The organism is Xanthobacter sp. ZOL 2024 (assembly GCF_052932325.1).
On record NZ_CM128808.1, the window covers coordinates 43584 to 56656 of the forward strand.

Below are 13073 nucleotides of genomic sequence, written 5' to 3' on the forward strand. Positions count from 1 at the left end.
CCTGTCCGCGCGCGGGCGCCCTGCGCCTGCGTTCAGCTCACAGCCATCGGATCAGATCATGCCGCCTCGTGCCCTTGCGCGTGCGCTTATGGCAGCCCTTGTGCTGCTTCCGGCGTCGCCGACGCTTGCCGAATCCGCGCGTCCCCAATCCACACGCCCTGCAGCCGCGCGTTCTTCAGCCGAGCGCCCTCTCGCCTTGACCAGTGCGATGGCGAGCGCGCTCGCCGCCAATCCCCGCCTCACGGCGGCGGAACGGGACATCGGCATGGCCTCCGGCCGCTCCACCCAGGCCGCCGCACTGCCCAATCCGGCCTTGTCGCTGGAGGTGGACAACGCCATGGGCTCTGGCTCCTACCAGGGGCTGGACCTCGCCGAGCAGACGCTGCAGATCAGCCAGCTGGTGGAGCTGGGCAGCAAGCGCGAGGCGCGCATGGCCGCCGCCGGCGCGGGTGTCACAGTCGCGCGCTGGGAGCGTGAGGCGACCCGCCTGCAGGTGCTGGCGGAAACCACCGCAGCTTTCTCCGCCGTGCTGGGCGCGCAGCAGCGCGTCTCCATCCTCGATCAGCAGGCGGCGGCGATTGCGCGCCTTGCGCCGCTGCTGCAGACGCGGGTGGATGCGGGCGCGTCCTCTCCTGCGGAGATTTCGCGCGCCCGTGTCGCCGCAGATTTCGCGAAAGTCGAGCTGGACCGGGCCAAGGCGTCTCTCGGGACCGCGCGACGTGACCTGGCCGTGCTCATGGGCATGAACGAGGCCCGGTTCGGCCGCGCCACGGGCAATCTTTTCAAAGTCAGCGCGCCGCCAGCGCTGCCGAGCCTCATCAAGCAGGCTCAGGGCAACCCCCAACTCACGCGTTTCACGGCCGTCCAAGGGCAGCGGCGGGCCGAGCTGCGCGCCGCGCAGGCGAAAGCGGTGCCCGACGTGACCCTGGGGGTCGGCTATCGCCACTACAACGAGACCGCCGACAGCGGCATGCGGGTGACGCTCTCAGTGCCGATCCCGATCTTCGACCGCAATGAAGGCGGCATTTACGAGGCACAGGAATCCCTGCGCCGGGCGGAGGCGGAGGAGGCCATCGCCCGCGGTGCGCTGATCGCCCAGTTGGGGCGCGCCCACGACACCCTGAAGGCGGCCTATGACGAGGTCAGCCTGCTGCGCACCAGCACCATTCCCGGCGCGCGCAGCGCCTTCGAGGGCGTGGAGCGTGGCTACGGCGAGGGCCGCTACACGCTGCTCGAGCTGCTGGACGCCCAGTCCGCGCTCACCGATGCGTCGCTGCGCGAGCTCGACGCCCTGGTCAATTTCCACACCGCGCTCGCGACCATCGAGGGCCTGATCGGCCGGCCGGTGAACCTCAGCAAGGGAAAGACGAAATGAGCCGCACGGCGCGACGCGACCTGGCGATGCTCGTGGTCGGCCTTATGGCCGGAGCGGGCGCCATCTATGCTTTTCAGGGGCCTACGGCACCGGTGCCCGGCACGGTGGCCGCCGAAGCCGGACATGGGGCCGAACCGGGCCAAGGCGAGGGCGGCGAATCCCACGGCGAGGGCGCCGTGGAGCTGAACAACGCCAAGCTTGCAGCGGCCGGCATCGGCCTTGAGACGGCGGGACCGGAAAAGCTGCGGCAGAAGCTGCGGCTCAACGGTCTCGTGCAGACCAACCAGGAGACCGTGGTGCAGGTGACGCCGCGCTTTCCCGGCGTCGTCCGCGAGATCCGGAAGCGGATCGGCGACACGGTGCAGAAGGGCGACGTGCTCGCCGTCATCGAGAGCAACCAAAGCCTGACCACCTATGACCTGAAGTCCCCCATCGCCGGCACGGTGGTGGACCGGCAGGTGGCGTTGGGCGAATACGCCTCGGAGCAGAAGCCCGCCTTCGTGGTGGCGGACCTCTCCACCCTGTGGGTGGATCTCTCCGTCTACCGGCGCGACTTCGCCCGGGTGCGGGTCGGCGACAAGGTGGAGGTGGACCCGGACGACGGCGGCGCCCCCATTGCCGGCGAAGTGGCCTATGTCTCGCCCATCGGCGCGTCGGACACGCAGACGGCGCTCGCCCGCGTGGTGATCCCCAATGACGGCCTGCGCCTGCGCCCCGGCCTGTTCGCGGTGGGCACCATCACCCTTGCGGAGAAGCCTGTGGACCTCGCCGTGCGCCCCGGCGCGCTGCAGGCCGTCGACGGGCGCACGGTGGTGTTCGTGCGCAACGGCGACGCCTTCGAGCCGCGCGACGTGGAGATCGGCGACCGCGACGCCGAATGGGCCGAAGTGTTGTTCGGCCTGATGCCGGGGGATGTCTATGCCGCGAAGAACTCCTTCGTGGTGAAGGCCGAGCTCGCCAAGGGGAGCGCCAGCCATGAGCATTGATCTCACGCCCCGGATTGATCCTGCGCCCCAGGAGGATCTGAAGCTTTTGACCGCGCTCATCCATCCCCACCTTGAGGGACGGGTGGTGCAGGCGCTGCAGGAGCTGCCGCAATTCCCCGGCTTCACGCTGGTGGAGGTCCGCGGCCAGGGCCGCGGGCGCGGCGTCGGCGGCACCTATGTGGCGAGCGAATACGACCTCGTCTACCAGCGCCATCTGCGGCTGGAGATCGTCTGCCGCTCCAGCGAGACGGAGGCCATATCCGGCCTCATCGCCCGCGCCGGCTGGACCGGGCGGCGCGGCGACGGCGTGATGTTCGTCACCCCCGTGGAGAGCTTCGCCCGCATCCGCGAGGTGGGCGCGCCGAGCGAGACCGAGGGGGGCGCGCGATGATCGACGCCATTCTCGCCTTCTCCATCCGCCAGCGCTGGCTGGTGGTTCTGGTGTGCCTCATGGTCGGTGCGTTCGGGGCGTGGAACTTCACGCGCCTGCCCATCGATGCGGTGCCGGACATCACCAATGTCCAGGTGCAGATCAACACGTCCGCGCCCGGTTTCTCGCCGCTGGAGGTGGAGCAGCGCATCACTTTCCCCATCGAAACCGCCATGGGCGGCCTGCCGGGGCTGCAATATACGCGCTCCCTCTCCCGCTATGGCCTGTCCCAGGTCACCGTGGTGTTTGCCGATGGCACCGATATCTATTTCGCCCGCCAGCTGGTGAATGAGCGCATCCAACAGGCCAAGGACCAGCTTCCCCAAGGGGTGGAGACGGCCCCCGGGCCGATCTCCACCGGCCTCGGCGAAATCTACATGTACACGGTGGAGGCCAAGCCCGGAGCGAAGAAGCCGGATGGCACGCCTTATTCCCCCACCGAGCTTCGGACCATCCAAGACTGGATCATCAAGCCGCAGCTGCGCACCGTGCCCGGCGTGGTGGAGGTGAACACCATTGGCGGCTTCGCCCGGCAGTTCCATGTGCTGCCGGACCCGGCGCGGCTGATGGCCCACAACATCTCGTTCCGCGACGTGATGACCGCGCTCGCCGCCAACAACGCCAATGTCGGCGCCGGCTATATCGAGCGCAATGGCGAGCAATATCTGGTGCGCACGCCGGGCCAGGTGGCGAACCTGGAGGAGATCCGCGACATCGTCATCGGCAGCCGCGATGGCACGCCGATCCGCATCGGCGACATTGGCGAGGTGCGCGAGGGCCGCGAGCTGCGCACAGGCGCGGCGACGCTCAATGGCGGGGAGGTGGTGCTCGGCACCACCATGCTGCTCATTGGCGAGAACAGCCGCACCGTGGCCCAGCGGGTGGCCGCGCGCCTGGAGGACATCTCCCGCTCCCTGCCGGAGGGGGTGATTGCCCGCGCCGTTTATGACCGCGCCCATCTGGTGGAAGCCACCATCGCCACGGTGGAAAAGAACCTGCTGGAAGGCGCGCTGTTCGTGGTGGTGGTGCTGTTCGTGCTGCTCGGCAATTTCCGGGCCGCGCTCGTCACCGCCTGCGTGATCCCGCTGTCCATGATGCTCACCATCACGGGCATGGTGGAGAACAAGGTTTCCGCCAATCTCATGAGCCTCGGCGCCATAGATTTCGGCATCATCATCGATGGGGCCGTCATCATCGTGGAAAACTGCCTGCGCCTGCTGGCGGAAGAGCAGCACAAGCGCGGCCGGTTGCTGACACGCGCGGAACGTTTTCAGACCATCCTCGCCGGCTCCCGGGAAGTCATCCGCCCGAGCCTGTTCGGCACCCTCATCATCGCCGTGGTGTATCTGCCCGTGCTCACGCTGACCGGGGTGGAGGGCAAGATGTTCACGCCCATGGCGGTCACGGTGCTGATGGCGCTGGCGGCGGCGGCGGTGTTCTCCATGACGTTCGTTCCGGCGGCGGTGGCGCTGCTCGTCACCGGCAAGGTCTCCGAGCACGAGAACATCATCATGCGCACGGCGCGGCGCATTTACACGCCGCTGCTGGACGCCGCCATCAACTATCGCGCGGTGGTGGCGCTCATGGCGATGGGGCTCATCCTTGCCACCGGCGTGGCGGCCTCGCGCATGGGCGGCGAGTTCATCCCCAGCCTCGACGAGGGCGATGCCGCCATCCAGGCCCTGCGCGTGCCCGGCACCAGCCTCACCCAATCGGTGGAAATGCAGGAGGCGTTGGAAAAGCGCCTGCTCCAGGTGCCCGAGGTGAAGGAGGTGTTCGCCCGCACCGGCACGGCGGAGGTCGCCACCGACCCCATGCCCCCCTCCATCTCCGACGGCTACATCATCCTGAAGCCCCGCGCCGAGTGGCCCGATCCGCGCAAGCCCAAGGCCCAGGTGATGGCGGATATCGAGGAAGCCTCCGAGGAGGTCGCCGGCAGCAATTACGAGCTGTCCCAACCCATCCAGCTGCGCTTCAACGAGCTGATCTCTGGAATCCGCTCGGATGTGGGCGTGAAGATCTTCGGCGATGACCTCGACACCCTGTTACAGGTGGCGGGTCAGGTGGAGGCGGTCATCCGCGCCATTCCCGGAGCGGCCGATGTGAAAAGCGAGCAGGTTTCCGGCCTGCCCATGCTTACAGTATCCCTCAACCGTCCCGCCATGGCCCGCTACGGCGTGAGCGTGGCGGAGGTGCAGGAGCTGATCGAGATCGCCGTGGGCGGCCGCTCCGCGGGCGTGCTGTTCGAGGGCGACCGCCGCTTCGACATCATGGTGCGCCTGCCGGAGGAGTTGCGCACCGACATCGAGGCCCTGCGCGCTCTGCCCGTGCCCCTCCCCCCGGCGGTGGCCGACCCGGACAAGCCGCGTCCCGCGGTGTGGGCCTCGGGTGCCAATGCCCAGATCCGCTATGTGCCATTAGCCGCCATCGCCAGTCTCTCCATCTCCCCCGGCCCCAACCAGATCAGCCGGGAGAACGGCAAGCGCCGCATCGTGGTGAGCGCCAATGTGCGCGAGCGCGACCTCGGCTCGTTCGTCACCGAGGCGCAGCGTCAGGTGGCCGAGAAGGTGAAGCTGCCGGAGGGCTATTGGATCGGCTGGGGCGGGCAGTTCGAGCAACTGGTCTCCGCCACCCAGCGGCTCGCCATCGTGGTGCCCATCGCGCTCGCCCTCATCTTCCTGCTGCTGTTCATGAGCTTCGGCTCGGTGGCGGATGCTGCGCTGGTGTTCTCCGGGGTGCCTTTGGCGCTCACCGGCGGCATCGCCGCGCTGCTGCTGCGCGGGCTGCCATTGTCCATCAGCGCCGGCATCGGCTTCATCGCGCTCTCGGGCGTCGCGGTGCTGAACGGGCTCGTCATCATCGCCTTTATCCAGAAGCTGCGTGACGAAGGCCGCGACATGGTGGCCGCCGTGCGCGAGGGCGCCCTGACGCGCCTGCGGCCCGTGCTGATGACGGCGCTGGTCGCCTCCCTCGGCTTCGTGCCCATGGCGCTCGCCACCGGCGCGGGTGCCGAGGTGCAGCGGCCGCTTGCCACCGTGGTCATCGGCGGCATCGTCTCTTCCACCATCCTCACATTGCTCGTGCTGCCGGCGCTCTACGTGCTGTTCCGGCGCGAGACCAAGGCCGCCGAGACCTCGCAGGCGGCGGCGGAAAACCCAGCCTCCTGAACCTTCAAGAACGGAGACCAAGTCATGTTGAAGCCTCTCATCATCGCGGCCAGCCTTCTGGCCGCGGCCCCCGCGCTCGCCCAGGCCCCCGCCGAAAGCGGCCACGCCCACGGCGCCCAGAAGGGACCCCACGGCGGCGCGCTGGAGGATATCGCGGGCGTGCACGCCGAAATCGAGGTTTCGGGCAAGACGCTGACGGTTCATGTGCTCGACGGCGCTGGAAAGGGCGTGGACACCGCCGGCTTCACCGGCTCGGCCATGCTGGTCCTCGGCGGCGCGCGCCAGACGGTCGCGCTGAAGCCTGCGGGCGAGACCCTCGTCGGCGAGGCGGGCGCGCCCATCGCGGCCGGCACCGCCGTCACGCTGGTGCTCAAGACCGCCGCCGGAAAATCCGGCCAGGCCAAGTTCACCACCCACTAAGGAGAGGTCCCATGGCTGGAACACGCATCCTACGGCAGCGTATCGTGCTGCTCAGCACTCTCGCCGCTCTCACGCTGCCGGCAAGCGCCGCCTTTGCGCTCGACCCGCAGCCGAAGACCTACCGCGAGAAGCAGCGCCACGAGTTCCGTGACGTGCAGTTGGGTCTGTCCCATCCCGCTCCCCACGGTCGCAGCACGCTCACTAACGCGGCTGGTCGCAATGACATGAATGGGAACAAGGACAGTACGAGCATGGCTGCGCAAGACAGCCGGCCTCCGGTCGACCAGAGTCCACTACGAGGCGCGTCTCAATGAAGACGCGAGCACTCAACCGGCTGGCGCGAGCGATCAGATGAGCAGGCTGCTACGACTTGCCCTGCTGCGTCTCCTGCTCGCGGTGGGGGTGTGCCTGGCGCCGCTCGGCATCGGCGATGGCCTTTATGCGCAGCCTGTGGCCGGCGCGAGCCTGACCGATTCTGCGCATCACGAGGAACGGGATTCGTCCTCCGGGCAGCCGGTCTGCGCGCTGGTGCGGTGCGAGTGCCATGCCTGCCCGCATCTCGCCGTGACGGCGGCGTCAAGCTGGCCGGTCCGGTGGGATTCGAGGGGCATGTGGTTGCGCGGGGAGCGCATGATGAGAGGCGTCGCCCCGGAGGTGGATCCGCCTCCACCCCGAGCCTGAATGTTGAAACGACATGAACAGTTCAAGACGATATCCAACATTCGAGGTTCAATCATGAAGCGTTACGTCATCGCCCTGGGTTTCGCCCTTCTCCCGGTCGTGGCTTCGGCCGAGCCCTATTCCTCGACGCTGAGCGCAGAGGAGCAGGAGCGGCACGAATTCTTCGACGCCCAGAAGAACAACTATCCAAGCGGACGGGCCGAAAGCGGAGTGAGGCCGCCGCGGCTTCAGCCAACCGATGCCCAGAGCACCACGGGCAACTCGACGGGCAGGACGATCAGCACCGCCTCCGGCGCGCAGCAGTAATGCCGAAGGCATGAACCGAGAGGGGCGTCCTCCGCCCCTCTCACCCTTGGATGACCAACAGCTGCGAGATCAAAGCATGAGGATATTTTTGGTCTTGGCCACGCTCCTTGCGGTCACCGCAGGCGCTTCCGACGTGGCGCCGGCGTGGGCGGCAGCCAGTTCCGCCACTCAGCCGGCTCCTGCGGACCTACGGGCGCAGGCCACGGCGCACCTGAAGTTCCTCTACGCAATGTATTTTGCCATCCGGGCCTGCACGGAGGCAGCTGAGGAGCAGTCGGACCCCAGATTTAAGCCGACGCTCAGCTTCGCGGAAGCCCAGAAGGTCCTGCGCGCGGCGGACGCTTCCGCCCGTTCGGTCGGCATCGATATAGATCAGGCGTGGCTCGAGATGAGTTCCATCGGACAGGCGACTGGCGAGGCGCTGAAACATAAAACCGAAGAAAATTTCCAAAAGTGCCGACAGAGCGGAATGTTTTTCAGGACGATTACATCAAAGCTGCAAATGGCGATCAGCCAGCTCAAGGGATCGATTCCTTTGATCGAGAAGGATTTTTGATGTGTCTTCGATTATGGGTGGCTTCGCCGCCTCGCAATCCGCTTCGGAAGCTCTAACCGTCTACACGTCAAGAGCTGGAGATTTCGCGCCCGTCACGCCGGAAAGGCCTGCTCCGCTTTGGAGGGGCAGCGTGAGAGAGAGATCCCAGATGATGACACTGAGGCATCGTCTGGACATTCCGATCTCTTTGCAAAACTTGGCCGATCCGATCTGCGCCTGGATAGCGCCACGGCTCGGGGACTCGCGGGGACGCAACGACTTCATTTCTCCCACTCCCACTCCCTCTCCCTCTCCCTCTCCCTCTCCACGAAACACTCACGATGCAGTTCTTCTCCAGCAGAGGACCCCATCACGAAGACGCTGCGAATTGGTTCAATTCGGCGACGATCTGTCTTGCCTCTCTAGTAACTAGATGGGTCAGGCTCCGGCGCCCCCCCGAAAACCGGAAGACAAACTGCGGAGCGTAACAATGATTGAACCTTCAGCTCAGGGGCTGCTTTGCCCTGTCTGCCGCACCGATCTTGTCATGACCGAGCGGCAGAACGTCGAGATCGACTATTGCCCGAGATGCCGCGGAATCTGGCTTGATCGTGGAGAATTGGACAGGATTGTAGAAAGAAGCATTGCGACGGTGACGTCGAGCACGCCCACCAATGCGCCTCCGAGTTCGACGGCCGGGCAGCCCAGCGCGCCGATGCCGTGGGGGCAGACCCCAGGCGGCTATTCGCCAGCCCCAGGCGCTCACGGTTCGAAGCATCACGGTTCGAGTCACGATTCACACGGCAGTTCGCGCGAGCACGGCGGGCACAAGCGTGGTTTTCTTGGCCGCCTCTTCGATTAGCGTACGATGCGTGGGCAACGCGCCCTGTCGTGCACTTCCAAGCACTTGCCGGCGTATGTGGCGCCGGAGCTGCGGGCCGTCGTGCCAACCTTTAACGAGCAGGAGAGCGTGGAAACGCTCTCCTACGAACTCGACGCGGTGTTGGAGGACTTGGTTTGGGAAGTGAGCTTCGTCGATAACCGCCCCCTTGACGGACCAATACGAGCAGCCCTCGCGAGGTCGCGCGAGACGCGAGTGAACTGTATTTACAACATACGATATATATTCAGAACGGCAGAATGATCGTCGATCCGCCACATTCAATTATTTTCACAATCAATCTGAATAACGATATCGCTCACGAGCATTCGTCATAATGTAACGGCAGATCCACTATTTAATAACATTTTAATTTATATTTTTTAAAATCCATCTCACCAGAAAAATAAGAATTTATATAAAATTATGAAAATAAATATGATGCGACACTTACTTGTATTTGAGATGTGAAATATATACGGAAAAATATGAGGTCTCAAGAGCATGACTGAAAAGCTTCGATTGGACATTCCGATCCTGCTGCCGAAGGTGCGCGATGCTGCCGACGCCTGTGTGGCCCGGCTGATTTCCGAGCTGCAGGGACGCGAGGGCATTGCGTATGTGCATGTCGCTGCCGGAGAACCGGCCCAGCTTTGCGTTCACTACGACGCGGCGGTCATAGCTTTGTCCCGCATTCGGGAATTGGCCGAAGGTGCCGGAGCGCGCCTTACCGCACGGTTCGGCCACGCGAGCTGGCAGGTGGACGGGATTACCCACGAACGGCGCGCGCGCACCGTTGCCGAAAGCCTGCGCAGGCTGCCCGGCGTGCTGGAAGTGGAAGCGAGCGCTTCCGGCGTCGTGCGTATTGAATTCGACCGCGAGACGGCAACAGAGGATGAGATCAGAAAAGCCCTCGCTGAAATGGAAGTCACCGTAGTGGGAGACCCTGCCGCGGGGAGCCAGCATGCAAAGCTGGATTCCCGCCCTGACCACGAACACGGTGCAGGCAGTCATGAGCATGCCAACGCTAAGCATGGGGACGCAGAGGCTGAGCATGACCATGCTCATGGCGGCTTTCTCGGGCCCAATACAGAGTTGATCTTTTCCCTGGCCTGCGGCGCGCTGCTGGCGATCGGTGTTGCCATCGCAAACCTGATTACCGCTGCTCCGGGCTGGCTTCCCGACGCCTGTTTCATCGCAGCATACGTCTTCGGCGGCTTCTACACGGTGCGGGAGGCTGTGGACAACCTGCGCCTGCGCAAGTTCGAGATCGATTCCCTCATGCTCGTGGCAGCCGCAGGCGCGGCGTCGCTCGGGGCATTTGCTGAAGGTGCGCTGCTGCTCTTCCTGTTCAGTCTCGGCCATGCGCTGGAGCATTATGCCATGGGCCGCGCGAAGCAGGCCATCGCTGCGCTGGCGGAACTTGCGCCGCGAACCGCAATCGTCCGGCGCGATGGGGGAAGCATCGAACTGCCTGTCGAGGATCTCCTGATCGGCGATGTGGTGATCGTGCGACCCAACGCGCGGTTGCCAGCGGACGGCTTTGTCGTGACGGGCTCCTCCGCCATCAACCAGGCCCCGGTCACGGGTGAGAGCATTCCCGTGGACAAGCGCCCGGTAGAGGATGTGGCGGAAGCACGCGAGCGCCCGGATGCTGTTGGGGCCAGCTCGCGCGTCTTCGCTGGAACAATCAACGGCGCGGGAGCGATTGAGGTAGAGGTCACTCGCCTGTCGGAAGACACGGCGCTCGCCAAGGTCGTGAAAATGGTGAGTGAGGCGGAGACCCAAAAATCCCCGACACAACGCTTCACCGAGAAGTTTGAGCGGGTCTTCGTGCCAATAGTCCTGGGACTTGCCGTCCTGCTGCTGTTTGCGTGGGTGGTGGTGGACGAACCCTTCAGTGCCAGCTTCTACCGTGCGATGGCTGTCCTGGTTGCGGCGAGCCCCTGCGCACTCGCCATTGCCACCCCGAGTGCCGTGCTCTCGGGTGTTGCACGGGCCGCACGCGGCGGCGTGCTGGTGAAGGGAGGCGCGCCGTTGGAGAATCTCGGCTCCCTCCAAGCCATCGCTTTCGACAAGACCGGAACATTGACGGAAGGCAGACCGCAGATCACCGACGTGATCCCTGCCCCCGGTGTTTCCGTTGAGGACCTACTCATTGTGGCCGTGGCAGTAGAGGCTCTCAGCGACCATCCTCTCGCCGCTGCCATCGCCCGCGACGGGCGCAAGCGGCTCGAAGGGCGTGACATCGGTGAGGCGAGTGATCTCGAAAACCTGATCGGACGTGGGGTGACCGCGACGTTCGCTGGCCAGCGCGCATGGATCGGCAAAGCGGAGATGTTCGGGGGCGAAGGCGTGGCACCTCTGAGCCCCGTGATGGCTCAGGCGATTGAGAAGCTAAGGGAAGAAGGCCGCACCACGATGATCGTGCGGCTTGGAGACCGGGACCTGGGCGCTATCGGCCTGATGGATGCCCTGAGGCCTGAAGCAAAGTTCGCGCTGAAGCGTCTCCGCAAACTCGGCATGACGCGGATGATCATGATATCCGGCGACCACCAGAAGGTGGCGCAAGCCATCGGCCGGGATGTGGGCGTGGACGAAGCTTGGGGCGACCTGATGCCCGAAGGCAAGGTCAAGGCCGTCCAGGCGCTGCGAGATGAGGCGAAGGTCGCGATGGTCGGCGACGGAGTGAACGACGCACCGGCCATGGCCAATGCCACAGTCGGTATCGCAATGGGTGCCGCCGGCTCCGACGTAGCCTTGGAAACAGCAGATGTCGCGCTCATGGCCGATGATCTGAGGCACCTGCCTTTTGCGGTCGGGCTCAGCCGCCACACCCGCGCGATCATCCTGCAAAACGTGTTCATCAGCCTCGGCGTTGTGGCCTTGCTGGTTCCCGCAACTATTTTCGGCCTGGGCATCGGACCTGCCGTCGCAGCGCACGAAGGCTCCACGCTTGTGGTCGTATTCAATGCCTTGCGCCTGTTGAGATACAGCGATCCAGGGGACTGAATACGTATATCAAATATTGAAATACTATAATTAACGTGATAAAATTATACGCGAATCGCGTTGAAAACAGGAATATGTAAAATTATATTATATAGTAATTTTTTGTGGATGTCTGATCAATGAATAATAATCCGCCAAAAACCTCCGGGAGCATGAGACATTTACGTCATTTTATCACCGCTGCAGAGGCAGGAAGCCTTCGGCGCGCTGCGGAGGTGCTGGGTTTGCAGGAATCGACGGTCAGCCGATCGGTGCGAGACCTGGAGGATCAGCTCGGGGCCTCGTTATTTCTCCGGCACCCCAGTGGTGTGACTCTTACGTTGGCAGGACAATGCTTTCTTCACCGCGCACGTCAGGCACTTGTGCAACTTCAGAAAGGCTGGGAAGAGGTCGCGGCAATTGGACGTTCGGAAAACGGGATCTTAAGGATAGGCATTTTCTCAACCCTGGCTTCTGGTTTTATGGGAGATCTGTTTCGCGCGTATGATGTACATCATTCAAGCGTACATATCGAATTTGTTGACGCCGAGGCCAATGAACACGCTGCCTCCATTCGGAGCTTTGACATCGACGCGGCATTCGTCATCGGTCGATTCCAGTGGGCGGAATGCGACTCTCTTCATCTTTGGACCGAGACGGTCTTTATCGCCTTTCCGGAAGGCCATCCATTGACTCGCAATGAAGAGGTCACATGGCAGGATCTCGTTGATGAGAGATTTCTTGTGCGGATCGAAGGTTCAGGGGGCGAGGTGCGGGAATATCTCAGAAGGCGCTTAGCTGTTCTCGGTCGTCGCCCGCTCATCAATGCACAACGGATAGGCCGCTCCAGCTTGTTGGGACTTGTGGCGTCGGGGCGCGGGGTGGCGCCCGCCACCCAGTCTGAAACCGTGATCTCGGTCCCAGGTGTCGTCTACCGTCCTATCGCGGGCGAAACTCTACCCTTCTCGGTGCTCTTCTCGCGACGAAACGACAATCCCGCATTTCGGGCGCTGCTCAGTCTTGCTCGAAGCATGGCTCAGCACTCGGATCGAAGCTGACTGAAATGAAAAACACAATGCTTCACCGGGCTGCGCGACGTACTCTCATAAAGCCGCGGTCCGTCACAATGAAGCGCTCCAGCATGGGCACGATCAGCTTGAGCGGGTCTGCGATTGGGCTTCCTGTCTCTCCGCCCAGCACCCGTGCATAGGCGACAAGATCGCGATGCAGCTTCGCCGGCAGTTCGACGGTCACCTTCACCGGCTTCTCGTCGAGGATCTCGCTGAGCTTCAGCTTCGGCAT

12 protein-coding genes are annotated in these 13073 nt (G+C 64.0%); 11 read left to right on the forward strand and 1 reads right to left on the reverse strand.

Features of this window, described 5'->3' with window-relative positions; all coding sequences use genetic code 11:
* The first annotated feature begins 58 nt into the window (after positions 1-58).
* From ACU4E7_RS00210 to ACU4E7_RS00260, 11 genes are all read left to right on the forward strand, one after another.
* Positions 59-1375 carry a TolC family protein gene (locus ACU4E7_RS00210; RefSeq protein ID WP_238123841.1) on the forward strand — a complete coding sequence of 439 codons (1317 nt, stop codon included), beginning with the start codon at positions 59-61 and terminating at the stop codon, positions 1373-1375.
* Entirely contained in the window at positions 1372-2361 is a 990-nt protein-coding gene (gene ihpB / locus ACU4E7_RS00215; RefSeq protein WP_012112638.1) for a divalent metal ion exporter adaptor subunit IhpB, read from the forward strand. Before ACU4E7_RS00210 ends, ihpB begins: the two co-directional genes overlap by 4 nt.
* Entirely contained in the window at positions 2351-2752 is a 402-nt protein-coding gene (locus ACU4E7_RS00220) for a P-II family nitrogen regulator (RefSeq protein WP_238123840.1), read from the forward strand. The genes ihpB and ACU4E7_RS00220 overlap by 11 nt, the downstream gene beginning before the upstream one ends.
* A complete protein-coding gene (locus ACU4E7_RS00225) occupies positions 2749-5958 on the forward strand; it encodes an efflux RND transporter permease subunit (protein ID WP_238123839.1) in 3210 nt (1069 codons plus the stop codon). The genes ACU4E7_RS00220 and ACU4E7_RS00225 overlap by 4 nt, the downstream gene beginning before the upstream one ends.
* A 24-nt stretch (positions 5959-5982) precedes the next feature.
* The gene (locus tag ACU4E7_RS00230; protein WP_012112635.1) at positions 5983-6378 is read left to right on the forward strand and encodes a hypothetical protein; all 396 of its coding nucleotides are present in this window, start codon (positions 5983-5985) and stop codon (positions 6376-6378) included.
* Between the two features lie 11 nt (positions 6379-6389).
* Entirely contained in the window at positions 6390-6692 is a 303-nt protein-coding gene (locus ACU4E7_RS00235) for a hypothetical protein (RefSeq protein WP_238123838.1), read from the forward strand.
* Positions 6693-7113: 421 nt separating this feature from the next.
* Positions 7114-7365 (forward strand): hypothetical protein, encoded by a 252-nt coding sequence (locus ACU4E7_RS00240; protein WP_238123837.1) that lies wholly within the window; start codon positions 7114-7116, stop codon positions 7363-7365.
* Positions 7366-7459: 94 nt separating this feature from the next.
* On the forward strand, positions 7460-7921 hold the full coding sequence (locus ACU4E7_RS00245) for a hypothetical protein (RefSeq protein ID WP_198139188.1): 462 nt from the start codon (positions 7460-7462) through the stop codon (positions 7919-7921).
* Positions 7922-8447: 526 nt separating this feature from the next.
* Positions 8448-8762, forward strand: a complete 315-nt coding sequence (locus ACU4E7_RS00250; protein WP_393990513.1) for a TFIIB-type zinc ribbon-containing protein — start codon at positions 8448-8450, stop codon at positions 8760-8762.
* Positions 8763-9284: 522 nt separating this feature from the next.
* Complete coding sequence (locus tag ACU4E7_RS00255) at positions 9285-11792, forward strand: heavy metal translocating P-type ATPase (protein ID WP_238123836.1); 2508 nt, start codon at positions 9285-9287, stop codon at positions 11790-11792.
* A 119-nt stretch (positions 11793-11911) separates the two neighbouring features.
* The gene (locus tag ACU4E7_RS00260) at positions 11912-12829 is read left to right on the forward strand and encodes a LysR family transcriptional regulator (protein ID WP_012112630.1); all 918 of its coding nucleotides are present in this window, start codon (positions 11912-11914) and stop codon (positions 12827-12829) included.
* A 22-nt stretch (positions 12830-12851) separates the two neighbouring features.
* Here the strand turns inward: ACU4E7_RS00260 and ACU4E7_RS00265 are convergent, their stop codons facing one another.
* The gene (locus ACU4E7_RS00265) at positions 12852-13073 is read right to left on the reverse strand and encodes a DUF2274 domain-containing protein (protein ID WP_012112629.1); all 222 of its coding nucleotides are present in this window, start codon (positions 13071-13073) and stop codon (positions 12852-12854) included.

Bases quoted from the DNA above. Each gene is read 5' to 3' on its own strand.
- ACU4E7_RS00235 (WP_238123838.1), top strand. From the start codon at position 6,390: ATGGCTGGAACACGCATCCTACGGCAGCGTATCGTGCTGCTCAGCACT.
- ACU4E7_RS00225 (WP_238123839.1), top strand. From the start codon at position 2,749: ATGATCGACGCCATTCTCGCCTTCTCCATCCGCCAGCGCTGGCTGGTG.
- ihpB (WP_012112638.1), top strand. From the start codon at position 1,372: ATGAGCCGCACGGCGCGACGCGACCTGGCGATGCTCGTGGTCGGCCTT.
- ACU4E7_RS00210 (WP_238123841.1), top strand. From the start codon at position 59: ATGCCGCCTCGTGCCCTTGCGCGTGCGCTTATGGCAGCCCTTGTGCTG.
- ACU4E7_RS00230 (WP_012112635.1), top strand. From the start codon at position 5,983: ATGTTGAAGCCTCTCATCATCGCGGCCAGCCTTCTGGCCGCGGCCCCC.
- ACU4E7_RS00265 (WP_012112629.1), bottom strand. From the start codon at position 13,073: ATGCCGAAGCTGAAGCTCAGCGAGATCCTCGACGAGAAGCCGGTGAAG.
- ACU4E7_RS00250 (WP_393990513.1), top strand. From the start codon at position 8,448: ATGACCGAGCGGCAGAACGTCGAGATCGACTATTGCCCGAGATGCCGC.
- ACU4E7_RS00220 (WP_238123840.1), top strand. From the start codon at position 2,351: ATGAGCATTGATCTCACGCCCCGGATTGATCCTGCGCCCCAGGAGGAT.
- ACU4E7_RS00255 (WP_238123836.1), top strand. From the start codon at position 9,285: ATGACTGAAAAGCTTCGATTGGACATTCCGATCCTGCTGCCGAAGGTG.
- ACU4E7_RS00240 (WP_238123837.1), top strand. From the start codon at position 7,114: ATGAAGCGTTACGTCATCGCCCTGGGTTTCGCCCTTCTCCCGGTCGTG.
- ACU4E7_RS00260 (WP_012112630.1), top strand. From the start codon at position 11,912: ATGAATAATAATCCGCCAAAAACCTCCGGGAGCATGAGACATTTACGT.